The organism is Niallia sp. XMNu-256 (genome assembly GCF_036670015.1).
GTDB lineage: Bacteria > Bacillota > Bacilli > Bacillales > Cytobacillaceae > Bacillus_BD.
Window position 1 is genome coordinate 3635754 of sequence record NZ_CP137636.1, and the last position, 22020, is coordinate 3657773.

General features: G+C 38.9%; 23 protein-coding genes, 6 tRNA genes, 1 pseudogene and 1 riboswitch. Of the genes and pseudogenes, 15 read left to right on the forward strand and 15 right to left on the reverse strand.

From position 1 onward, the window contains the following. Positions 1 to 749 precede the first annotated feature (749 nt). From R4Z10_RS18425 to R4Z10_RS18445, 5 genes are all read right to left on the reverse strand, one after another. Positions 750 to 3023 carry a ribonucleoside-diphosphate reductase subunit alpha gene (locus tag R4Z10_RS18425; protein WP_338470739.1) on the reverse strand — a complete coding sequence of 758 codons (2274 nt, stop codon included), beginning with the start codon at positions 3021 to 3023 and terminating at the stop codon, positions 750 to 752. Next, positions 2962 to 3150 (reverse strand): hypothetical protein, encoded by a 189-nt coding sequence (locus tag R4Z10_RS18430; RefSeq protein WP_338470740.1) that lies wholly within the window; start codon positions 3148 to 3150, stop codon positions 2962 to 2964. Before R4Z10_RS18430 ends, R4Z10_RS18425 begins: the two co-directional genes overlap by 62 nt. A 79-nt stretch (positions 3151 to 3229) precedes the next feature. Further along, positions 3230 to 3431: riboswitch (cobalamin riboswitch) on the reverse strand. Positions 3432 to 3623: 192 nt separating this feature from the next. Next, entirely contained in the window at positions 3624 to 3785 is a 162-nt protein-coding gene (locus R4Z10_RS18435) for a hypothetical protein (protein ID WP_338470741.1), read from the reverse strand. 66 nt (positions 3786 to 3851) lie between these two features. Beyond that, positions 3852 to 4106: a hypothetical protein gene (locus tag R4Z10_RS18440; RefSeq protein ID WP_338470742.1), complete on the reverse strand. Its 255-nt coding sequence runs from the start codon at positions 4104 to 4106 to the stop codon at positions 3852 to 3854. A gap of 93 nt (positions 4107 to 4199) precedes the next feature. Then, positions 4200 to 4526 carry a YnfA family protein gene (locus R4Z10_RS18445; RefSeq protein ID WP_338470743.1) on the reverse strand — a complete coding sequence of 109 codons (327 nt, stop codon included), beginning with the start codon at positions 4524 to 4526 and terminating at the stop codon, positions 4200 to 4202. A gap of 162 nt (positions 4527 to 4688) precedes the next feature. Here R4Z10_RS18445 and R4Z10_RS18450 point away from each other — a divergent pair, with 162 nt between their 5' ends. From R4Z10_RS18450 to R4Z10_RS18460, 3 genes are all read left to right on the forward strand, one after another. Next, on the forward strand, positions 4689 to 5321 hold the full coding sequence (locus tag R4Z10_RS18450) for a LysE family transporter (protein ID WP_338470744.1): 633 nt from the start codon (positions 4689 to 4691) through the stop codon (positions 5319 to 5321). A 285-nt stretch (positions 5322 to 5606) separates the two neighbouring features. Next, positions 5607 to 5948, forward strand: coding sequence for a hypothetical protein (locus tag R4Z10_RS18455; protein ID WP_338470745.1), 342 nt, complete (start codon positions 5607 to 5609; stop codon positions 5946 to 5948). 317 nt (positions 5949 to 6265) lie between these two features. Next, on the forward strand, positions 6266 to 6991 hold the full coding sequence (locus tag R4Z10_RS18460; RefSeq protein ID WP_338470746.1) for a TIGR02206 family membrane protein: 726 nt from the start codon (positions 6266 to 6268) through the stop codon (positions 6989 to 6991). A 56-nt stretch (positions 6992 to 7047) separates the two neighbouring features. Here R4Z10_RS18460 and R4Z10_RS18465 read toward each other — a convergent pair whose 3' ends face one another. Then, entirely contained in the window at positions 7048 to 7902 is an 855-nt protein-coding gene (locus R4Z10_RS18465; RefSeq protein WP_338470747.1) for a manganese catalase family protein, read from the reverse strand. Positions 7903 to 8260: 358 nt separating this feature from the next. Between R4Z10_RS18465 and modA the strand changes: the two genes are divergently transcribed. Both modA and modB read left to right on the forward strand, forming a co-directional pair. Beyond that, positions 8261 to 9055 carry a molybdate ABC transporter substrate-binding protein gene (modA, locus tag R4Z10_RS18470; protein ID WP_338470748.1) on the forward strand — a complete coding sequence of 265 codons (795 nt, stop codon included), beginning with the start codon at positions 8261 to 8263 and terminating at the stop codon, positions 9053 to 9055. Then, on the forward strand, positions 9036 to 9704 hold the full coding sequence (gene modB / locus R4Z10_RS18475) for a molybdate ABC transporter permease subunit (protein ID WP_338470749.1): 669 nt from the start codon (positions 9036 to 9038) through the stop codon (positions 9702 to 9704). The genes modA and modB overlap by 20 nt, the downstream gene beginning before the upstream one ends. Before the next feature lie 79 nt (positions 9705 to 9783). Here modB and R4Z10_RS18480 read toward each other — a convergent pair whose 3' ends face one another. Next, positions 9784 to 10170 carry a DUF1232 domain-containing protein gene (locus R4Z10_RS18480; protein ID WP_338473274.1) on the reverse strand — a complete coding sequence of 129 codons (387 nt, stop codon included), beginning with the start codon at positions 10168 to 10170 and terminating at the stop codon, positions 9784 to 9786. A gap of 387 nt (positions 10171 to 10557) precedes the next feature. On the opposite strand from R4Z10_RS18480, the gene R4Z10_RS18485 reads away from it, so the two are divergent. After that, the gene (locus R4Z10_RS18485; RefSeq protein ID WP_338470750.1) at positions 10558 to 11223 is read left to right on the forward strand and encodes a DUF1259 domain-containing protein; all 666 of its coding nucleotides are present in this window, start codon (positions 10558 to 10560) and stop codon (positions 11221 to 11223) included. 46 nt (positions 11224 to 11269) lie between these two features. On the opposite strand, the gene R4Z10_RS18490 is transcribed toward R4Z10_RS18485, so the two are convergent. Further along, positions 11270 to 11401 carry a hypothetical protein gene (locus R4Z10_RS18490; RefSeq protein WP_338470751.1) on the reverse strand — a complete coding sequence of 44 codons (132 nt, stop codon included), beginning with the start codon at positions 11399 to 11401 and terminating at the stop codon, positions 11270 to 11272. Positions 11402 to 11817: 416 nt separating this feature from the next. On the opposite strand from R4Z10_RS18490, the gene R4Z10_RS18495 reads away from it, so the two are divergent. The 6 genes from R4Z10_RS18495 to R4Z10_RS18520 all read left to right on the forward strand — a co-directional run bounded on the left by R4Z10_RS18495 (position 11818) and on the right by R4Z10_RS18520 (position 15472). After that, complete coding sequence (locus R4Z10_RS18495; RefSeq protein ID WP_338470752.1) at positions 11818 to 12303, forward strand: spore coat protein; 486 nt, start codon at positions 11818 to 11820, stop codon at positions 12301 to 12303. 683 nt (positions 12304 to 12986) lie between these two features. Next, positions 12987 to 13091 (forward strand): YjcZ family sporulation protein, encoded by a 105-nt coding sequence (locus tag R4Z10_RS18500; protein ID WP_338470753.1) that lies wholly within the window; start codon positions 12987 to 12989, stop codon positions 13089 to 13091. Between the two features lie 193 nt (positions 13092 to 13284). After that, complete coding sequence (locus R4Z10_RS18505; RefSeq protein WP_338470754.1) at positions 13285 to 13482, forward strand: hypothetical protein; 198 nt, start codon at positions 13285 to 13287, stop codon at positions 13480 to 13482. Positions 13483 to 13908: 426 nt separating this feature from the next. Then, positions 13909 to 14292, forward strand: coding sequence for a YmaF family protein (locus tag R4Z10_RS18510; protein ID WP_338470755.1), 384 nt, complete (start codon positions 13909 to 13911; stop codon positions 14290 to 14292). Positions 14293 to 14428: 136 nt separating this feature from the next. Then, positions 14429 to 14935 carry a hypothetical protein gene (locus tag R4Z10_RS18515; RefSeq protein ID WP_338470756.1) on the forward strand — a complete coding sequence of 169 codons (507 nt, stop codon included), beginning with the start codon at positions 14429 to 14431 and terminating at the stop codon, positions 14933 to 14935. A 24-nt stretch (positions 14936 to 14959) separates the two neighbouring features. Next, a complete protein-coding gene (locus R4Z10_RS18520; protein ID WP_338470757.1) occupies positions 14960 to 15472 on the forward strand; it encodes a hypothetical protein in 513 nt (170 codons plus the stop codon). A gap of 382 nt (positions 15473 to 15854) precedes the next feature. Here the strand turns inward: R4Z10_RS18520 and R4Z10_RS18525 are convergent, their stop codons facing one another. Beyond that, complete coding sequence (locus tag R4Z10_RS18525) at positions 15855 to 16844, reverse strand: NAD-dependent epimerase/dehydratase family protein (protein ID WP_338470758.1); 990 nt, start codon at positions 16842 to 16844, stop codon at positions 15855 to 15857. Positions 16845 to 17311: 467 nt separating this feature from the next. Here R4Z10_RS18525 and R4Z10_RS18530 point away from each other — a divergent pair, with 467 nt between their 5' ends. Together R4Z10_RS18530 and R4Z10_RS18535 are read left to right on the forward strand one after the other, a co-directional pair. After that, the gene (locus R4Z10_RS18530; RefSeq protein WP_338470759.1) at positions 17312 to 18418 is read left to right on the forward strand and encodes a CotS family spore coat protein; all 1107 of its coding nucleotides are present in this window, start codon (positions 17312 to 17314) and stop codon (positions 18416 to 18418) included. Beyond that, a pseudogene (locus R4Z10_RS18535) lies at positions 18418 to 19551 on the forward strand (glycosyltransferase family 4 protein); the annotation flags it as partial. The gene R4Z10_RS18530 and the pseudogene R4Z10_RS18535, both read left to right, overlap by 1 nt. Before the next feature lie 834 nt (positions 19552 to 20385). Here R4Z10_RS18535 and R4Z10_RS18540 read toward each other — a convergent pair. The 6 genes from R4Z10_RS18540 to R4Z10_RS18565 all read right to left on the reverse strand — a co-directional run bounded on the left by R4Z10_RS18540 (position 20386) and on the right by R4Z10_RS18565 (position 21058). Beyond that, positions 20386 to 20457: transfer RNA gene (locus R4Z10_RS18540), tRNA-Cys, on the reverse strand. Between the two features lie 119 nt (positions 20458 to 20576). Then, a tRNA-His gene (locus R4Z10_RS18545) sits at positions 20577 to 20652 on the reverse strand. Between the two features lie 68 nt (positions 20653 to 20720). After that, positions 20721 to 20797 (reverse strand) — tRNA-Asp (locus R4Z10_RS18550). A gap of 3 nt (positions 20798 to 20800) precedes the next feature. Then, positions 20801 to 20874: transfer RNA gene (locus R4Z10_RS18555), tRNA-Met, on the reverse strand. Positions 20875 to 20895: 21 nt separating this feature from the next. Beyond that, positions 20896 to 20972 (reverse strand) — tRNA-Pro (locus R4Z10_RS18560). A gap of 12 nt (positions 20973 to 20984) precedes the next feature. Next, positions 20985 to 21058, reverse strand: a tRNA-Arg gene (locus R4Z10_RS18565). A 475-nt stretch (positions 21059 to 21533) separates the two neighbouring features. Here R4Z10_RS18565 and R4Z10_RS18570 point away from each other — a divergent pair. Then, positions 21534 to 21779, forward strand: coding sequence for a hypothetical protein (locus R4Z10_RS18570; RefSeq protein WP_338470760.1), 246 nt, complete (start codon positions 21534 to 21536; stop codon positions 21777 to 21779). Positions 21780 to 22020 lie beyond the last annotated feature (241 nt).

The window sequence follows — 22020 nt, forward strand, 5'->3', positions numbered from 1 at the left end:
AATTGATGCTCGGGGTCCGAATGTTACCGGGATTCGGACTGCTCTAGCAGATAATTGATACTCTGTGTCCGAATAACACCTCGATTCGGACTACTCAAGATGATAATCCATGCTCGGGGTCCGTATGTTGCCCTGTTTCGGACATATCAAGATGATAGCTGATGCTAGGGGTCCGTATGACGCCTTAATTCGGACTACTCTAGCGGATAACTGATGCTAGGGGTCCGTATGTTGCCCTGTTTCGAACATATCAAGCAGATAACAGATCTCGAGTGTCCGAATGACACCTTAATTCGGACTCGTTAAGACGATAATCCATGCTTAGGGTCCGTATGTTGCCCTGTTTCGGACATATCAAGCAGATAACTGATGTCGAGTGTCCGAATGACACCTTAATTCGGACTCGTTAAGACGATAATCCATGCTTAGGGTCCGTATGTTGCCCTGTTTCGGACATATCAAGATGATAACTGATGTCAAGTGTCCGAATGACACCTTAATTCGGACTCGTTAAGACGATAATCCATGCTTAGGGTCCGTATGTTGCCCTGATTCGGACTAATCAAGCGGATAATCGATGCTAGGTATCCGTATGACACCATAACTCGGACTACTCAAGCGGATAACTGATGCCGAGTGTCCGTATGATGCCTTGATTCTGACAAATCAAGTTAATAAATGATGTCGGGTGTCCGAAATGATACCTTGGTTCGAACACCTTCTTTAGTTAAGCCCTCCGCTTTTCAAAATCAACTATGACAGGCTTCACATTCCTCGATTTCCGTTTGAGATGTACTGCGGACATAATACGTCGTCTTTAACCCGCTTTTCCATGCTTCAAGATGAAGGTTGAGTAAATCCTTCGCTTTAATATCATGCTTAACGTATAAATTAAAGCTGATGGCCTGGTCAATATGTTTTTGCCTTGCTGCATTTTGTTTAATACTCCACACTTGATCCAACTCATGTCTGGCGCGGCGATAATAGTCGTACGTAATATGGTTTAAATCTGGGGCGGTTACTTTGAATTTAAAGTTTTTCTTTTCTTCGGCGTATTCCACTGAATAAATCGGGTCAATTCCATCAGTTGAACCGCCCAATTTTGCTGTTGAAGAATTGGGCGCGACAGCCATCAACCAGCCATTACGAAGTCCGTTCTCAGCAACCTCTTGTTTTAACTGGTTCCAGCGATCGGACACATAGCCCTTTCGATCAAAATAACGGCCGGTTTCCCACTCAGATCCTGAAAATTGACTGTACGATCCTTTTTCAGCTGCCAATTCCTTTGAAGTTCGAATCGTATAATAAGCAATGTCTTCATATAATTGGTCCGCAAAATGAACCGCTTCCTCAGTCTCCCAGTAAATCCCTTTTATAGCTAAAAGATGGTGCCAGCCAAATGTTCCTAAACCGATCGCGCGATATTTTTTATTCGTTTTCTCCGCTTGTCCTACCTTGATTGTGTTGATATCAATCACATTATCTAACAATCGTACCTGGATCTGGATGACCCGTTCGAGTACCCCATCTGGAAAAGCTCTCGCTAGATTAATAGATGAAAGATTACAAACAACAAAATCGCCTGGCTTTCGTACGATAATGATGTTCCCATGCTTTTCATATTCGTTCACAACCGTCGTTGCAGACATGTTTTGGGCAATTTCGGTACATAAATTGCTGCAATAAATCGATGTGCGCCCTTTCCCGTTTACATGTTTGTTTGGATTTTGACGATTGACTTCATCGCGGTAAAACATATATGGAGTTCCTGTTTCTAGCTGCGAAATCATGATGCGAGCCATAATATCCATCGCACGATACGTCTTTCGTGGCAGTAAAGGATGATTGACGGCCTCCTGATATTTTTCTGAAAAATACTTGTGGTCCTTTTCATCATAAAAATCTTCAAGTCCAAGCGGATTTCCGTTTTCATCCTTCCAGCCCATGATTTGTTTAACCTCATGCGGACAAAACGTATGCCACCTGCCAATGCTTTTTCCGTTCTCATCTCTTTCCTGTAATTTTTCCATAAATAAATCAGGAATGGACACTCCAGTAAAAATATCATGGGCTTTACGGCGCTCATCCCCATTATTTGTTTTCAAATCAAGAAAGCCATTCATAATATCTTTATGAAAAATATCGAGATAGACCGCGATTGCACCCTGGCGCTGGCCCAATTGATCAACACTGACAGCGGTATCATTAATGAGTCGGATCCACGGTACAACGCCTGAGGAATTTCCTTTAAATTTCTTGATGTCCGATCCAAGCGCACGTACCTTGCCATAATAAATCCCAACACCCCCGCCATCTTTACTTAATCGAGCTGTGTCCCAGTTATTTAAGTAAATCCCATCAAGTGAATCGTCTACCATATCAATGAAACAGGAGGAAAGCTGACCAAAACTTTTCCCGGCATTGGCCAATGTCGGTGTAGCAACAGTCATATATAAGTTGCTTAGTGCCCAATAAGCCTCCTTTACAAATTGTAATCGTTGGGTTTTTTCCTCATCTTTCATTAAATGCATGCTGATCACCATGAATCGTTCCTGTGGCAGCTCGTAAAGATTGCGATCATGGTCTCTCGCCAAATAGCGGTCAGCTAGTAAAAATAGTCCGATGTAATTGAACAGATGATCCCGCTCCGGATCGATTTCGGAGGCTAGCTCTGTGATTTCTTTTTTCGAATAAGAGAGTAATAGTTCGTTTGAATAGATTCCTTTATCGGTTAAAAGCTTTAATAACTCATAAAAATCGCCATACTTTTCAGAAGGATTGTACCGTCGATTTGAAGCAGCTAGTTCGTATAATTCATTTAAATGGGCATGTGCCGCAACAAACGTCCAGTTCGGCTGATCCATCGAAATTTTATTTAAGGCATAATAGAGAGCTTGCTCGTTTACCTCTCTTTGTTCCCCTTGAAAAGACTGAATTTCCTCGGTATCTAATCCATATTTTTCAGCCGTGTTTACTAGATTTTGTAATAAAAGAGTCTCCTTCGTTTGTGTGATCCCATTCATGACCATTTCCCCTTTTCGTTTTTTTCCATAAAAAAATCCGCTCAGGGATGTGAGCGGAAGAAGAAATGACAACATCAAAAAGGGGATTCGATAGAGTTACGAAATCAGATCCTTTTTGAGCCACCATTTCATCTCCTCCATCCCCGAAGAAGTTGAAACTGAAGAAAAGCGTGTTGTGGTTGTCTATATTCGTACACCCAACCCTTTGCTTTTCATCTCAATAAGACAGGTCTCCTGACTCATGCTTCATTCTACTCTAAAGCCTTCCCATATAAGCACCTAACATAGTTAAGCTCTCTTATACAGTGGTTTCTTTATTTCGTCAGCATTCACAGTTGCGGGGGCAGTTTCGGTCTTTCACCGAATTCCCTATTAAGCGAATCTCGCATCTTATCGCAAGGCTAAACACTATATGTAGTTGTATTAAACTGAGTGATTATCAATATATTGAATTGACTATCTCTTATAGTAAAGGATATTAGTAAAATTTACAAGAGAAAATAAGGTGCCAAGTAGCCCATAGAAGAATGGTGCCTGACACCTCATGATATACCCCACAAAAATGCAGCCAAATAAAATAGTTGTTAAGGATCTATTTAGTTATTTATATACATCCCCACGATTATCAATCGTAAGGATATAAACTATTTTCTCGTTATGATCTACTTCAAATATCGTACTAAAGGTTCCAATCCTTAACCTTAACAATCCCTTTTGACCTTTTAAAGGTTTGATATCACCTAAAGGTGGTTGAATTGTCAACCCTTTTAGAGCATTAGTAATTCTCAGTTGAACTGATTTTTCTTGTTTTTTAGAAATTTGATTGATTCACGACTTAGTGTCAGCTGGTAAGTTAAGCTCATTTAAAGCTTCCTCCCAAGACACGAATTCTGAGTTGCACTTAAGTTGACGTTCTTCTTCCTTACTCAAAGGGGTTTCATCTGATTCTAATTCAATAATTCCATGCCAGTCCGGACGAGTATGACTTATTGTTAAAAATCTTAAATAATCGTATGCCGACTTCTTAGCAGATTGTGGTAGTTGATTGATCAACTCAACTAATTCTTTATTGCTAATTGCCATCATCTAACCTCCTTTGAATCAATCTTAATTCCTTTATACTATTTTATCATATACCTTTACAATGAGATCATATTACAATGCTTTTTCCCACCATTATTGACGCGGTCCCAATAATATAACGCCTACCCCAACTAAACAGATTCCAGCCCCAACCCAATCGTACAAGTCTGGGGTTTTTTTATCGATTCCCCAGCCCCATAATACGGAAAGGATGACAAATACTCCTCCATAGGCCGCATATACTCGGCCGAACGACGGAAATGATTGAAAAGTAGCGATTACTCCATATAAGGCCAATGTAACCGCTCCAAAAATCCCCCAAAGAAGCGGCTTTCCTTCCCTTAACCATTGCCAAATTAAATAGCCGCCGCCGATTTCTGCAACTCCGGCGAGTAAAAATAAGACGATTGCTTGTATCATATTAAACGAACTCCTTCTTTCGTAATGCATAAAGGTATTATAACAACAAAATGAGATTCTAAAAGAAATTCACCTTTTTCAATAAAATCATTACATACCTCTTCCATCCTTCACATAAAATGTACAAGTTGTTCTATAAGCCTCGGGCGGGAGTGATCATACTTGAGTTTGACCGTTTTATTTAGTTATATATTATTAGGATTTACTTTAGCGGCACCAATCGGTCCTGTTAATTCGGCCCGGTTAGATAAAGGAATTAAAAACGGGTTTTGGCATGCGTGGATTGTCGGGGTCGGCTCGATGATTGCTGATGGATTTTTCATGCTGTTCGTTTATTTAGGAATGGTCCAATTTTTGGAAGTTCCCATCGTGCAAATTTTCCTTTGGTTATTCGGTGCATTCGTGTTGATTTATTCCGGTGTAGAAGGGTTGGTCAAACTCCATTCCATTACTCTTGCAGATAACAGAGGGAAGGATTCATTAGTAAGTTGCTTTCTAATTGGATTTATGATGTCGATCTCAAGCCCCTTATCCATTCTTTTCTGGCTCGGAATTTATGGTTCTGTTTTAGCTAAAACGGCACAAACGTACGGAACAGAGCAATTACTCATTTATAGTGCAATGATTTTTCTTGGACTGGCTTTATGGGATATTCTTGTAGCCGCGCTAACGAACGGCCTGCGGAGATTTTTAACCGTAACAAGCCTCAAATTTATTTCAATTACTTCTTGCCTTTCATTAATTGGCTTTGGTCTATTTTTTGGTTATCAAGGGATTTATGCCCTATTTGGATAAGAAGATGGGGTAACCGTTAAAAGCCTTCCAGAAAATAATGATCTACTTTTAAACGATTCATAAAAGATATGTGAAATGAATATATATTTTTTTAGGAAAATAAATTTTAAGAAAAAGGAGCTTTGAACAATCTAAAATAGGGTAAAAACAAAGGAATAACTTTTGGATTTTTGGAGTCGATTTCAAATTAAAAGAGGTCTACTAAAATTAATAGGGGGGGATTGAGGCCTTCCAATTCAAAGTCAAACGAGATACATAATTACTTTAAAAAAGGTGAATAAACATATGGCAAGATCTTTTTATAGCAGTAAAATTCTTATTCGTATGATGCTGTCTTTTGTTTTATCTTATTTATTATTTCCTTATTTGTATAAAATGATTTTTAATGAACAGCCTTATTTCTTTGCCCCTGTTCTGATTTTCCCCATTCTTTATGGGCTTTTCGGTGTGATCTTTTATAAAGCTAGATTAAAAGATTTCGTTAGTGATCTAAAAGTAGGCTTAATCGTGTTGCTACCTGGTTTGGTTTTATCCTTTTATACTCCCGGACATATTATTTATTTATGTTTATTTTATTGGATGGCTTTAAAGGCCAAGAAAGCTCATCCCAAACATTCCAACAACTGATTGTATTTTATGTAAAGTTTATACTGAGTAAAAAGTCCAAGGAAAAATTCTTTGGACTTTTTTTCGTCATCCAACTCCTCCTCTTCATGGATAATATCCCAAAGATAGGAAAAAATACTTTCCATAAAGTGAAACTTCCATCAGTGGGGGTTTTCTTTCATCCCTCACTGATGGTTAGTTGAACCAATCGGAGCTTTACGGACAGTTGATCCCCCACCTATCTTCTTTTTTTACTCAGAATCTTGAGGTGGGGGTCTTACTGCCCGTAAAGCCTGATAATTCCCTTAAGAAATTCATTTTACTAGGAGTGGGTAATCGTGGATTGGTTTAGCAAGGATAATCGGGCTTTCGACTTTAATATGTTTTCTCTAAGCCACTTTGCTGTATTAGCTATTTTTATTTTGACCACAATCGTTATTTTCCTAAATCGAAAAAAATGGAGTGGTGTGAAATGGAGAAGCTGGGAAGTAGGCATAGCCATTTCTTTAATTTTATTTGAAATCACGAATCAATTTTGGATGTATACTAATGGTATTTGGAAACTAGGCCGATCCATGCCGTTAGAATTATGTAATATTGGTCTCATATTAAGTATTATTTTACTATTTACGAGAAAAAAGTTAGTATTTGAACTTTTATTCTTTATTGCCATTTTAGGTGCACCTCAGGCGATCTTTACTCCGGCTCTAACATACGATTTTCCACACTTTCGATTTTTTCACTTTTTCTATGCCCATATGATGGTTGTCTGGGTTACACTCTACTTTACTTGGGTAAGAAAATATTACCCTACATTTCAGACATCATTAAAAGTGATTATTTTTATTAATCTACTTTTACCTCTTATTTTATTTGTGAACAAGACTGCTGATGGCAATTATTGGTTCCTGCGCCACAAACCGAATAGTCCAAGCTTACTCGATATGCTCGGTCCGTACCCTTGGTATATTTTTACTTTGGAAAGTTTACTAATCGTCTTAAGTTTAATCACGTGGCTTATTTTTCGAAAACAGGCGAAAAAATTCCGAAGAACATTCATATAAACCATTGATAAAAACGACTGGCACCTTCCAGACGATGGATAGGTGCCAGTCGATCATTATTGGTTTAAATCATGTAAGCCTGGGCTGTGTTCGTTTGGCATTTCAGGCATCATCGGAATTGGATAGCCTGCTGGTGGGTCCACTACTTTTAGTTCCCCATCGTCTCGGCTTGGCGATTCTCCTTGGAAGATCTCTCCAATTCTTGTATCATCTAATCTGAAGTTAAATTGTGCATTGTGGAAGCCCATTTCCACATATTTTCTACACTCTGGATATTTATTAATATCATAATTTGGAACCGGCAAAATTTTTCCCCAGTTTACCCCTAGCGTTTCCAATGCTTTAGCAAAGGCATTTTGATGGGCATTATCACGGACAATTAAGAAAGCAAGTGTTTCTCTGAAGGTTTTATTTGAACTCATTTCATAGATTCTTGTCTTCTGTAAAACCCCGGTTGATTCAAGTACAAGGTTATCAAGCAAATCGCTAATTAAATTCCCATGGCTGTATACATAATTCCCAGTCCAAGGATTTCCGCCGGCATCAACAGGCAAGGAGCTTTGCGCACCCATTATGTAGTGATGTGGATTTGCATGCAACACCGCTTCATCTAACGGAGAACCATCTGGACCTGCAGCACCTACCCCTGGATCCCCTGAACCGTTGAGCAATTGATTGATCGTTGTTTGGACAAGTTCCACATGGCTGATTTCTTCAAGAAAAATCCCTCGTATTAAATCTCGGTATTGTTTTGCATTCCCGCGAAAGTTGGAGCTTTGAAAAAAGAATTGCATCATCGTTCGCATTTCACCGAAACGACCACCCAATGTTTCTTGTAATACTTTAGCTGCGGCAGGATCAGGTTGATCCGGAACAATCATATTGATTAAATCCTCTTTATAAAAATACATAATAAAACCACCTTAATTTATTTTTAATTACAAAGGTATTATTTGTTTCATTGATGGTTTTATTAATCTTTTTTAAAGTTTCTCTAAATTTCCAAGTTATGACGAATGCAGATAAACAAGTATCTTCTAAGGAAAGTTTCATATTAAAATCCCCCTATCTGCTGCCTTTACACCTTTTTTGTACAGAGATTTCATTAAATGCTGAACTTGTTTGAAGTCATTCCTTCACTTAAAATGATTTGTAGATTAACTTTTTCGTTGGTCTAAAATGATAACCATGTTTCACCTTATATCTTTCAAGCTCTTTTATACGTTATAATAATGATAATGAAATATTTTTATTTGTCAGAGGTGGAAAATGAAAAGGTGGTTTCTATTCGCTAGCATTATCTTAGCTTTACTATTTGCCTCATCATGTGCGAATAACAAAAATACAGATAAACAAGAAACAGAAGGTAAAAATAACGTGGAATTAACGGTTTCGGCCGCTGCTAGTTTGGCGGATGCCATGAATGTCATCCAAAAAGCCTATCAAGCGGAGCATCCTGAAGTAACGTTAAGATTCAACTTTGGAGCCTCTGGTTCTTTGCAGCAACAAGTCTCTCAAGGAGCACCAGTAGATTTATTTTTCTCAGCAGCGGAAGATAAGTTTGACTTATTAGTTGAGGAAGGTGTTATTGCAGAAGAGGATGGGATGGACCTTCTAGGTAATGAACTCGTCTTAATTGTCCCAAAAGAGGGTTCAATGATTAAGAACTTTGAAGATCTGGCAAAAGCAGGTATAGATAAAATCTCAATTGGAACACCTGAAACCGTGCCAGCGGGTAAATATGCAAGAGAGTCTCTTGAAAATATAGGGTTATGGAAAGATGCTGAGTCAAAAATCGTTTATGCAAAGGATGTCCGTCAAGTATTATCCTATGTAGGAACCGGTAATGTTGAAGCTGGAATGGTGTACAAAACAGATGCATTAGGTTCTGATCAAGTTGAAATCATTGCGACTGCTGAAACGGATACACATACACCGATTGTTTATCCAGTTGGTGTGATTAAGGATTCAGAGCATTATGAGGCTGCAAAAGATTTTTACGAGTATTTACAAAATGACGAAGCATTAAAGGTATTTGAGAAATATGGATTTACTATTAAGTAACGATTTTTGGAGTCCCATATGGTTATCCTTGAAAATAGCTACAATTGCGGGCATGGTTGTGATTGTCATTGGAACTTTGGCTGGGCGACTTTTAGCGAGAAGAGATTTTAAAGGTAAGGCTGTTTTGGAAACCATTCTTATGCTCCCAATGGTTCTCCCCCCTACTGTTGTCGGATTTTTCCTCATAGTCATTTTTGGAAAAAATAGTATTGTTGGACAAGCAATAGAGTGGCTTTTTGATGGGCCGATTATTTTCACATGGTGGGCGGCTGTCATTGCATCGATCGTTGTCGCCTTCCCACTTATGTATCAATCTGCAAAATCTGGATTTCAAGAGGTCAGCCTTGATATTGAAGACGCTGCAAGGGTAGATGGTGCGAATGAATGGAGAGTTTTCTTATTGATTTCGATTCCTCTCGCTTCAAAGGCGCTTATTTCGGGAAGCATCTTAAGCTTTGCCCGAGCATTAGGTGAGTTTGGTGCTACCTTAATGTTCGCTGGTAATATTCCAGGGGAAACCCAAACGATTCCTACAGCAATTTATATTGCGATTGACTCTGGCAATATGACATTGGCATGGATGTGGGTGATTTCAATTGTTATTATTTCCTTCATCATGCTGCTGACTGTCCGGGTCAGAGACAAATAAAGGTACTAGGCGTATTCCAAAAAGTTGGAGTTACTTAGTACCTTTTTCTTTATTTTTATCAGGCTTAACAGGTTTCACTTTATTGTAATTTCCCATCGATTTCCGCAGTGTTTACCTCTTCGCCAAACCAATTCTTGAGCTTTTCTTTTGCTTGGTTTTTCACATCATCATCAATATACATCGAAACTTGCCATAAAGCTGCAAGAAGTGCTCCTAGATCATCGGTATAGCCGATTACTGCTGCTACATCGGGGATCAGGTCTAAAGGCAAAATAAAATAACCTAATGCACCAATAATAATCGCTTTATTTTTCTTAGGTACTTCTTTCTTTTGCAACACATAATAAAGAAGTAGAACGACATATACGGCTGATGAACCCGCTTTTTTAGCGTATTTCTTTATCTTTTTCCAAAGCCCGTCCTCCGAATAATGCTTACTAAGCTTTTGAAGGGTCTCTTCATCCATCGTTGCTGCCTCACGCTTTAACTCCACTATTTCTTCATCGCTTAGTTGAATCTCTTTCTCTTCAATTGCTTCAAGTTGCTCTTGCCCTTGGCTTTTCTTTCTAAATTTCTCAAACATTGATCTCCCTCCGATGTACTGCTTATAAACATAAGATACCACATATGTATAATACCCGCTTCCATTGAATTGAAATCAATCTATTACTATACGTGACAACGAATAGAGAAACAGAAAATTAAACTATACTTGGTTTCTAAATATAGACCAAAGTGACGTGCCTAAATATTCTCAATTGCCTTTTCTTGTTTGACTCAGTTATATGACCAAGCATGTCCACCATTCTTGAATACATTATATAGATAACTAAATTCAAGGAGTGGATTTTAAGTGGAAAGAAGAGATTTTTGGGATGGTATTCTTTTTGGATCTGATCGTAATCGTCATGATCGGGAAAACATTCGCGAGGAATTCGATGTAGAGTCAGAATTCGATGACAGGAGACATCACAATATGAGGTCTCATAGAGATGATCACAGGAGACATCACGATATGGAGTCTCATAGAGATGATCACAGGAGACATCACGATATGGAGTCTCACAGAGATGATGACAGGAAACATCACGATATGGGGTCTCACAAAGATGATCACAGGAGACATAGGTCAACTTGTGAAAAACTTGCAGATATCATGGGGGGAGATGTGATTACATCGTCACCTGCTTGTGTTGTACAGCGACTTCGGAACATTGATGCCACGATCCTAGGTCGTCGAACTCAATCCCCGCTTGCCCTTCCATTTGCACTTTCCTTTGAAAATAATCAAGGTGGCGAAACTTTAAACCTTGGAGAAACAGTTATTCTTCAAAAGGAAATCAATCGATTCCTAACCGAACTGCGTAAAAGAGGGATTATTGTTACAGCCCTTCATAACCATTGGCTGTTTGATGAGCCGCGATTAATGTATATGCACTGGGAAAACGTTGGTGATCCATTTACATTTGCCAAAAACAGCATTGAAGCAGCCAGGGATGCAGGGCTTTTTAAGAAATAGTTAATACACTACAACCAATTACACAAAAAGAGAGTCTCATCGTCGGTTATGATGACTCTCTTTTCGGGTAATTGTTATTTGTTAATTGAAAAAACAAATAGGAAATATAACTGTTTAAATGGAAACGCTCGTCAATGACAAAGTCTAAAATCGTTAATTTATTATTTTCCTTCGACATCTATTTCACCTCCCCTTAACTATTATTCTTCCATACATATTAAACTTTTAAAATTCTCTTTTTAAATTTATCTCTAAAAATTCGTTATTCTTGATGATCTTTAAGCGCCATTAGGATCGTTCCGAATAACCTTTTATCATGTATTGGCCCCACCTACGCCATATACTATGATGGCCACGCATGCCATCCCTCCTAATTAAATTATAGTTGAAACCGTTTACAATCATCAAGAATTTCCGTACCAAATATTTCGACAGTTTTCCCTATGGGTGAGGGTTTTAACGTTCAAGAACGCTTAGGATCTCCTTATACATAATGCCATACTAGCTATTCTGCGCCCATTCTAATTAGGATAAGTACCTAATTTTCTCTAATCACATAAACTAAGTGCAGTAATGAAAAAGGAGAGATCGATGTTGGACCATAAAAACCCAAAAACCCTTGCATGGCATGAAACCCTCGAAATGCATGAGTTAGTCGCATTTCAATCTATCGGACTCATGAAACTAAAAACAGGATTAGGGAATATACAGGACTCTAACTTGAAAAGGATTTATCAACAAACAATTGAAGAACTACAAATGAATTTAAAAGAACTGCTTCAATTTTATCCTGCGGCTCCCCACCCTGGTGAATCAAATGAATACCGGGTTACAGACAGCTTCTTGGCAGGGGATTTATTAGCCTTCTCAAAAACGGCCGTAAGGAACTATGGGGTAGCCATTACAGAAACAGCTACACCGGCTTTAAGAGCGGTTCTAAAGAAACAACTAAATCTGGCCATCAATGGTCATGAAAGAATCTTCAATTATATGTATAGAAATGGGCTGTACCAATCTTATGATTTAAATAAGCTTCTTCAAAATGATATGAAGCTTGCTAGAAGAGCAATCTCCATGTGATGATCACAAGGCGCCAGGTACCCACGCACTTTTTGGAAGTTGCCTGGCGCCCTAATCCCTCTTCTAATTAGGACTTATAAAGTGGAAACTTCCATCAGTAGGGATTTTCTTTCATCCCCCTACCTATCTTCTTTTATTATACTTAGAATCTTGAGGTGGGGGTCCTACTGCCCGTTAAGCTTGATAAATCTTATTACACTAATGTTTGGACAAGTATCCGTATATAGCAATAAGGTGAAACTTCCATCAGGGGGGGGTTCAATCATCCCCCATTGATGGAAACCTTTAGGCACGGCTCATACAGATGTTGCCACAGGCGTATTTAGTCTGTGTTCTTTCTTTTCTGAGCTTTACGGGTAGTTTAACCCGTCTATTTTCTTTTATTATACTTAGAATCTTGAGGTGGGAGTCTTACTGCCCATTAAGCCTGATAAATATTTATTTCTTAACTACGTTTTTTTCAACTTGTATTCTAAATAACAGGGTTAGTATTCTCTTGTGTAATAACTCAAACTGTGACATTTGACTTTGATAGAATCCACTTTTACCCCTTTCTAGCATTTCTGTCCCCTTTTATTTACATGATTTTTCCTAAATTGACAACATATCCATGCTTGTCCATTTCAAATTATAAAAAATTACATATATTATCTTAAGTCTAGTGAAGGAGGAGGTGGAAGTTTATGTCATATGGCGGCGGGTGCAGCAGTGGTTCTGGTTTTGCATTAATTGTTGTACTCTTCATCCTATTGATTATTGTTGGTACTCAATTCATGAGCGGCTATTAAGTTTTTGTTATCTTCCGGAAAAAGTTGAGTTGGATTCTAAGAAATTTAGAGTCCTCTCTTTTGATTTACAGAAAAGGACCCGATCTATTCTTCAACCCGTCTATCAAATGAAACTTCCATCAGTAGGGGCCTTACTGCCTGTTAAGCCTGATAAAAAACTTTAAATTTTATCATTAGGAAAGGGGGGAACAAAATGCATAGACTTATGAGACACAGAGGTCATGAAGTTGTTATTCATGGAAGAGACGGTAGAATGTTTAGAGGAGTTATGGACGGAGTAGATCCACCAAGGGGTGTTTTTATCCGAGATGGATTTGGTAGAAGAAGGTTTTTTTCATTTGTATTTGTAGCTGCTATTTTCTCTTTTAGGGGAAGACGACGTATCTTTTAGGAATCTTCTTTAAGTATGTTCACAGAGAATGACACAGACCTTTCTTTACGTCCTATATCATTATTGCTACTTTGTTTTCCGAACGCTACTATTTTTAAATGGGAAAACACCTGTCAATTAGTAGAGATTAGAGGATGAGCATAAACATTAAATTCGACAATCAGCCTTCCCCTTCCATTTTCATAATATATGGAGTGTAGTAACTGTAACCATCGCTCATCCTCATTTACATAATGATCAAGACAAGACGAGTTAGTAATTAATAGTATGACAAACATTTTGCTACAACCTTTTTTTCATAAACCAAGAAAACTCATGACTCCAAACCTAGAGGAATTTGCTTTTGGTTAAGCTCTAAATCCTTAGTCATATTTTTTCTTTATCAACATATGTTCTTTCGACGACATAAATAGGAAGGTGAGCCTAATGGAGATACCTGTTACTGGTTTTATCATTGAGTCATCTGATTTAAATAAACACGGTGAACATTCGCATGCTTTATACCTTACTTCTTGGGATGGAAGACCCGTTCATAGGCATCATTTCTCAGGGGTTACCTCTGTTAATGATGGACATGATCATAGGTATGCTGGCACAACTGAACCAGCACCTACTGGAGTACCACATACACATAAATATATGACGGTTACTGCTATCAACGATGGACATAGACATGAGATTCGGGGTGTTACAGGGCCAGCCATTCCTTTGCCTGAGGGAGGTCATTATCATAACTTTCGCGGAGTTACAACGGTAAATGGTATTCATCCCCATTCACATAAATACAGTGGCAATACTAGTCCCGGTTAAATACTGACAATGGTCTTGCTCCATTACTTTTGTGAATAGAAGCGTTTTTTATTATTTTGACATTATAGTTAGTGTAACTAGGTCCTTATCCTACAAATTTAGGAAAAATTTTCTTTTAAAGGTGAGGATTAAATTAATGACAACTCCCAATATGGATATGAATTCCGACCATAGAATCTTTTATCTTCATGCTATCCATTCTGCATTAGAGAAAGGAATGGCTGCTAAAGAAGTCGTATGCTCCATTACTACGGGTTTTCGCTCTATTCCTTCCTTACGAACTGCCCCTGGACTTAATCCATATCATGCTTCTGTAGCAGATATCGGATATGGATTTGATGCAGCTCAAGGAACCATTCAACGACTACTTAGTGGAGAGCGGATTCCTCTCGCAAAAGAGGTGCTGGTGTTTGACCTAGATACTTTACGGATTAGTGAAAAACAATTAAGCCCTAATTTTGAACTAGCTGTTAAAGAGGCATCTACAGACATGTTATATCTGGTCGGGCACAGTCGATATTTAAATAATCAAATTTCCATTAGAATTAAAGAAGCCATAAGACTTGGTCAAATGCTTCTAGGTTCTGAATGGGAAATGGTTCGTTCAAGGATAAAAAACGTTCAAGCAATCCCGCGACTTTAAGAAGATTAACAAGAGGAGGAAATCATGCCATACACACAAACGCTGAGTATGAGTGAAGAAGATCAATATCGTTTATTAGAGTGGTGGAACGCAACAGAGTCAGCTAAGGTGGTTGTTCGACATTTAGCCTCACTAGTTAGTGAGCTGCGCTTACACCCGGAATCAAGTCATACAGATGGAATGGTTCTTTTTTATCGAGCAGTCTCTGAAATATCATACGGACATGCTGGAATTCGGGGATGTATTCGCCGAGCTTTTTCAGGAGAATATTCTGATGGCCTTCGGAAGAATATGATCATGTGTCATAACTTTGCCCACAAATATTCGGTTGATGCAAAAGTGCTGCTTGAACGTGTAGCTAAGCAAATTACTGGAGGAGATGCCCTCCTATTGATAAGACTGATTCGTAAGACGTTATTGAAAAATAATGAAATGTTAATTGAAATATCCCAAAAGTCTGAGGCCTTCTTTGGAAAAGAAGCCTTACATTCCTTACAAAATGAAGTAAAGCAATCAACTACTTTACCCATAAAGTGAAGCTTCTATTCAGCGGGAGTTTTCTTTCATCCCCAACTGATGGAAAGCCCGAGGCCTGCAGCTTGCTGGTCACACAGACTTTGCCGTAGGTGTATTTAGTCTGTGTTCAGCTTCCGGAGCTCTACGGGCAGTTGATCCCCCACCTATCAGAATCTTGAGGTGGGAGTCTTACTGCCGGTTAAGCCTGATAAACATTTATTCAGTTCGCAAAATATTACATTTGGGAGTTTAGAATACCGCTTAATGTAATATTTTATGTGCAACATTTTCCTTGTTTTTAATCTTCGAATCCTGTCCCAAAGATCTTCCTTTTGATAGTAAGACTATGTGTTCCCTGCCACTATGGTCAAGAGGCGTAAGTATCAACCTAAAACCAGTGACTTTAAGACATTGGTGGGTTATAGTACTGTTTATACCATTGAATAAACCTTTTAATCCCCTTTTCAATCGAAATATTTGGTTGGAAGTGAATATCCTCTATTAATTCATCAATATCAGCATAGGTTTTATGAACGTCTCCAGGCTGAATGGGCAACAATCTCTTTTCCGCTTTTATGCCTAATTCTTTTTCTAGTAAATGAATTAAGTGGTTAAGTTGGACGGGCTTATTATTACCAATATTATAAACTTTGTATAAAGGATCCTTTGGAGGACCTTTTTTTATTAATAGAAAAATAGATTGAATGACATCATCAATATAAGTGAAGTCCCGTTGCATATCCCCGTAATTGTAAACATCAATAGGCTTTTGTTCGATCATCGCCTTCGTAAAAGAATAGATCGCCATATCTGGTCTGCCCCAAGGTCCGTAAACGGTAAAAAAGCGCAATCCCGTTGTCGGCAAGCGATATAAATGGCTATACGTATGGGCTAGCAGTTCATTGGCCTTTTTCGTTGCTGCATATAAACTTACAGGCTCATCGGTGCGATCTGAGACTGAAAATGGAATCTTCTTGTTTCCACCATAAACGGAACTGGATGAGGCATAAATAAAATGGGAAATTTGATGTTTTTTACAGCATTCTAACAAATTTGTAAATCCCACAAGATTTGATTGGATATACGCGTGCGGATTTGTAAGGCTGTATCTAACCCCTGCCTGTGCCGCAAGATGGACAACCACCTCTAAATCATATTGATCGAAAAGGCTTTCAAGTAATTCAAGATTTTCTAGAGAGCCTTTTATAAAAGTAAAGTTGGGCTGCTTTTTTAATACGTCCAATCGGTCATGCTTTAATTGGGGATCGTAGTAGTCATTAAGATTATCCAATCCGAGAACATGATAGCCTTCGTTAAGTAAGCGCTCCGATAGATGGAATCCGATAAATCCTGCACTGCCAGTCACTAAGACGGGCTTATCCTTTTGCTGCATAATACTCCTCCTTTTTTCTACTTTTGTATCCTATGCTTTTGAAAATCCATTTGTATAAGCATTCGTCTATCATGATCGAATTCGTCCCACCCAATTTATACCTTGATTTTATCTTGCTTCAGTAAGGCTTATCCCAATATCTGTCCTGACTAGGAAATTGTGTCTATCGTCGAACTCGCTTGATCAAAAACGTTAAAAACTCACAAATCTTACCAGAGGCCCAGGCTATTCAACGGGGGCTGGCCCCCCAATGAAACATATGACCCTTTGGCATTAACCCGCACTTATAGATGTGGAAGACTTCCGTTGAATCGAGTTAAGAACAAGATTTTTGACTACTACCTAATGAACCTGTCCAAGCAATCCTAAGGTGACAACATAAAATGCAAAAGAGCCAGGTCATTAACTTTTCCTAAATGTACCAATCTAAGGCTCTTAATTAATTATGTGTTGAAGGTGGGATTGTGTTGGATGAATTATTAATTGGCCCATGGGCAATGGAAATGGATGCAACCATCCATGGCGACCTATTTGTACCGGACTATATTACAGAAATCGGAAAAGAGGTCCTTACACACTACGACTTTTCCTGGCAAAGTATGGAGGTCATGGCGACCAAACCGTTTAAAGGAGGAGTCATTTGGAGAGTAGAAACAAGCGCAGGACCAAAGAGTTTAAAGTTACTACACCGAAGACCCGCAAGAAGTTTGTTTAGTTTAGGTGCACAAGAATATTTAGTGGATGTCCAGAAGGCGAAAGTTCCACCGATTGTTAAAACAAAGGATGGACAGAATTATGTGGAAGCTGGTGGAAAACTATGGTTTGTTGCAGAATGGATCCAATCATTGACACCCGTATCAGATGATTTAGAGGGCACAAAGGAGCTCGTTTCTGCTCTTGGTGAATTCCACCGTTTGACTAAAGGTTATATTCCTCCAAAAGGTGCAGAAGTAGCAACAAGGTTGACGAAATGGCCAAAGAAATATGAAAAAATGATCCGAAAAATGGATTGGTTTAGAAATATTGCCTTGGCATATCCTGAATTGCCAGCCAGTTCCCTATTATTACAGGTTCTGGATACATTTGAAGAACAAGCTAGAAACAGTTTAGAGAGGTTAAACCAATCGCCTTATTTTGACTTGGTGCAAAAAGGAAATGAATATTGGGGTCTCGTTCACCAAGATTATGGCTGGTCAAATGGTCAAAAGGCTGACGATGGCATGTGGGTCATTGATTTGGATGGAGTTGCCTATGATCTTCCCATCCGTGATTTACGGAAACTAATTCAAGGAAAAATGTCAGGTCTCAATCGATGGGATGCCTCCTGGATTCGAGAAATGATTAACGCCTATCACGAAACGAATCCGATTACACCCGAATTGTATGACATTTTGATGATTGAGCTATCCCTCCCAGACGAATTTTATAAAAATATCAAGGAAATGGTTTATGAGCCGGAAGTATTCCTTAACGAGGGAACCGCTTCCATGCTTCAATCGATTGTGGAACTCGAAGAATCTAAATGGCCTGTATTAGATGAAATTAAAAATGACTGGAAGGGAGTCAAAGCCTAATGAAAATCTTAATGATTTGTACAGAAAAACTGCCCGTTCCTCCCGTATATGGCGGAGCGATTCAAACCTATATTGCCGGCATCTTGCCTATTTTAAGTAAAGCACATGATATTACTGTTTTGGGGGTTAACCATCCTGCCCTTCCTGATACGGAAACGATTGAGGGCGTCAAATATGTACGGATCCCAGGGAGTACTTTTGATGTGTATCAAGAAGAAGTCGTTCGCTACCTTCAATCCAACCAGTATGATTATATTCATATGTTCAATCGGCCTCGCCTCGTTCTTCCGGTTCGAAAAGTAGCACCTTATTCCAAACTGATTCTTAGTATGCATAACGATATGTTTACTCCTGAGAAAATTAATCCTGAAGAGGCCAGCGCCGCTATAGCAGAGTTATCCAAAATCATTACGATCAGCAAATATGTTGGCAATGTCATTAAAAACTTATATCCACAAGCGGCTCCAAAACTTCAGCATATTTATTCTGGTGTAGACGCCAATCGATTTTTACCTGGAGATCATCCAAACATGCGAAGTATTCGGAGTCAAATCAGGAAAGAACATGGGTTAGAAAACAAAACAGTTATTTTATTTGCGGGCAGATTATCTTTTAACAAAGGGGTAGATCGACTCGTTCGAGCATTACCGGCACTTTCTAAGAAATTTGATAATCTGGCATTAGTGATCGTAGGAAGCAAATGGTTCAGCCAAGATGAAATCACCGATTATATCGCATACGTAAAAGCCTTGGCGAAAAAGGTGCCTGTGCCTGTTGTTGCAACAGGGTTTGTCTCCCCTAGCGAAATCCAAAATTGGTATGCGGCTGCGGATTTATTTGTTTGTACGTCGGTGTGGCAAGAGCCAGTGGCTAGGGTTCATTACGAAGCAATGGCAGCAGGTTTGCCAATTGTCACGACTGCAAGAGGCGGAAATCCCGAGGTCGTTTCTCCAGGTGAAAATGGCTTAATCGTAGAAACTCCTGAAAACCCAGCAGAATTTGAGGAAAAAATCACTACGCTTTTATCAAATAAGGCGTTAATGAAGAAAATGGGCGAAAAAGGCAGAGAACTTGCCCTTTCATTATATAAATGGGAAAGAGTCGCATCCGAAGTGCTTCAAGTTTGGGCTCAAGTGGGACAAGAGTCTATCGAGACTAGTTATAGTGAAAATTATGCGGGACAACAGTCTAGCGAAACTGGGTATGATGAGAATTATGCAGAACAACAGTCTAGCGAAAATGGCTATGAAGAGCATTATGCGGAACAACAGTCTGGCGAAAATGATTATGATGAGAATTATGTAGGACAACAGTCTGGCGAAAATGGTTATGATGAGGATGATGTAGGACAACAGTCTGGCGAAAATGGTTATGATGAGGATTATGCGGGACAACAGTCTGGCGAAAATGAATATGATGAAAATTATGTAGGACAACAGTCTGGCGAAAAAGGTTATGATGAGGATGATGTGTGGACCCCCGAGTATACTCGATATAAACGTCCTTCTAGACGTAATGTAGATATCGAAGAGATTGTAGAAATCGTAGATATATTCGAGGAACACCTGGATAGTAGTAACGAGCCTGGGGTTAGAGATGAAAGTAAATCAAGAGAACAACACAGTGTGGACTCCATTATGGAAAGAATCAATTCCATCTATAGAAAACAGGAACAGACAAAGCAGGAATACGACAAGAAAACGGAGTACACTTGGGATTCTAACAAACACATGGAAAATGAGGAATCTCCTAACAGTCCTTCTAGAAAATATGCCTTAAGAGGCAGCAGGCGGTCGTCACAAGGAAAATCCGGTAGATTTTCTAAGAAATACGTATTCAAAAGATAATCGTGAAAAGTGGCAATATAGCTGATGTTTTCATTTATAACAGATATATTATTGGATATTCTTTTGCAATCACAAAAAAAAGCTAATCTTTACGTTAAGTAGAGACTAGCTTACATATGAAGGCAGCAACTGGATTTGAACCAGTGAATAAAGGTTTTGCAGACCTTTGCCTTACCACTTGGCTATGCCGCCAAAAAATAGAAAATACTTTAGCTCGCTCAATCTAACTAGGTTGCCCCTACTAAATAGTTAAATTTTAGGCATGGACCCCACACTTATTAAGAAGGAGACTGCCTCTAAATGACGTTTAATGGGGCGACTGATGGGAATCGAACCCACGAATGTCGGAACCACAATCCGATGCGTTAACCACTTCGCCACAATCGCCATGTCATTATTAAACAAATAGTAGGAATCGAAGTGCATACCTACAGATGATTTTCTAAAACTTAGTATGGCGGTCCGGACGGGACTCGAACCCGCGACCTCCTGCGTGACAGGCAGGCATTCTAACCAACTGAACTACCGGACCAAATTGCGGGGACAGGATTTGAACCTGCGACCTCCGGGTTATGAGCCCGACGAGCTACCGGACTGCTCCACCCCGCGATAATATTATTTAAGTTGATATGGTCGGGAAGACAGGATTCGAACCTGCGACCCCTTGGTCCCAAACCAAGTGCTCTACCAAGCTGAGCTACTTCCCGTTAATAAACAAGCGCGCCAGACAGGAGTTGAACCCATAACCTTCTGATCCGTAGTCAGACGCTCTATCCAATTGAGCTACTGGCGCATAACAATCAATTTTTTTAATTGAACTAATTCCAAACACCGGTAACAATTATTACTATACCAATTTTAATCACAGAAGTCAACTTCCTTTATTGTTATTCTCTTTTTAAAAATTTGACTGGGATTTTTTTGGGATTAATAACTAGTGACGAGGTTATATATTAGCATCGTCTAGATGGGAAACCAATTAAAGTCATTTGATTTTAGCAATAGTGAATGTTCGTTAACTATTTCAATATTACATGCCGTAAAGAATAAAGGAAGAATCTGTTTCCATCCAGCGACCTATATCTATTTGAATCACATTCGGTCACCTAAACATCGCTTAGGTTGAAAACTGCACTCGCTTGATACAATACCGTAATGAATTTCATGCTCGCAGGGAGGCTTAACTTATTTATTAGGGCATAAACTTTTACCATTTGCACAAAATAAAGATGGGAATCATTTCAATTAATAGAGATGGAGGCTTTTTTATGACGAGGCACAACGATCACTTAGAACAATTACAAAAGGCACAGCAAGATGTTCAATCAGCCCATCAACGTTTACAGGAAGAAGAACAAGAATTGCTTGAAGCTCAGCAAAAGGTTCAGTCTCTTACACAACAATTAATTCATGCCCAAGGTGAAGTTAAAAAAGAACAGGAAGATATCCTGCAAGCACAAGATGAACTACAAGAGGCTCAAACCATTTCCAATAATTATTCAAACATGGAATAAGCGAAGAAAACGGGATCTCTCTTTGGATTTACCGAGTTCTCTATGAAAGTACAAACAAGATAAGAAGCTTGGGGATTCGTTTAATCATTCTCCACGCTTCTACTTGTGTGTCTATTTCAACAAAACTGACGAAGATTTTACTTGATTTATACCTAGAGGAGAGCGTGCTCAGATAGTCTTCATAAGTATTCCACTAATCTTGTCCGTAAACTGGATCCATTCGGACTCTATCCACATTCGT

Bases quoted from the DNA above. Each gene is read 5' to 3' on its own strand.
- R4Z10_RS18570 (WP_338470760.1), top strand. From the start codon at position 21,534: ATGACGAGGCACAACGATCACTTAGAACAATTACAAAAGGCACAGCAA.
- R4Z10_RS18430 (WP_338470740.1), bottom strand. From the start codon at position 3,150: ATGGTGGCTCAAAAAGGATCTGATTTCGTAACTCTATCGAATCCCCTT.
- R4Z10_RS18515 (WP_338470756.1), top strand. From the start codon at position 14,429: ATGACAACTCCCAATATGGATATGAATTCCGACCATAGAATCTTTTAT.
- R4Z10_RS18520 (WP_338470757.1), top strand. From the start codon at position 14,960: ATGCCATACACACAAACGCTGAGTATGAGTGAAGAAGATCAATATCGT.
- modA (WP_338470748.1), top strand. From the start codon at position 8,261: ATGAAAAGGTGGTTTCTATTCGCTAGCATTATCTTAGCTTTACTATTT.
- modB (WP_338470749.1), top strand. From the start codon at position 9,036: ATGGATTTACTATTAAGTAACGATTTTTGGAGTCCCATATGGTTATCC.
- R4Z10_RS18440 (WP_338470742.1), bottom strand. From the start codon at position 4,106: ATGGCAATTAGCAATAAAGAATTAGTTGAGTTGATCAATCAACTACCA.
- R4Z10_RS18490 (WP_338470751.1), bottom strand. From the start codon at position 11,401: ATGTCGAAGGAAAATAATAAATTAACGATTTTAGACTTTGTCATTGAC.
- R4Z10_RS18525 (WP_338470758.1), bottom strand. From the start codon at position 16,844: ATGCAGCAAAAGGATAAGCCCGTCTTAGTGACTGGCAGTGCAGGATTT.
- R4Z10_RS18425 (WP_338470739.1), bottom strand. From the start codon at position 3,023: ATGAATGGGATCACACAAACGAAGGAGACTCTTTTATTACAAAATCTA.
- R4Z10_RS18510 (WP_338470755.1), top strand. From the start codon at position 13,909: ATGGAGATACCTGTTACTGGTTTTATCATTGAGTCATCTGATTTAAAT.
- R4Z10_RS18445 (WP_338470743.1), bottom strand. From the start codon at position 4,526: ATGATACAAGCAATCGTCTTATTTTTACTCGCCGGAGTTGCAGAAATC.
- R4Z10_RS18505 (WP_338470754.1), top strand. From the start codon at position 13,285: ATGCATAGACTTATGAGACACAGAGGTCATGAAGTTGTTATTCATGGA.
- R4Z10_RS18465 (WP_338470747.1), bottom strand. From the start codon at position 7,902: ATGTATTTTTATAAAGAGGATTTAATCAATATGATTGTTCCGGATCAA.
- R4Z10_RS18480 (WP_338473274.1), bottom strand. From the start codon at position 10,170: ATGGATGAAGAGACCCTTCAAAAGCTTAGTAAGCATTATTCGGAGGAC.
- R4Z10_RS18500 (WP_338470753.1), top strand. From the start codon at position 12,987: ATGTCATATGGCGGCGGGTGCAGCAGTGGTTCTGGTTTTGCATTAATT.
- R4Z10_RS18455 (WP_338470745.1), top strand. From the start codon at position 5,607: ATGGCAAGATCTTTTTATAGCAGTAAAATTCTTATTCGTATGATGCTG.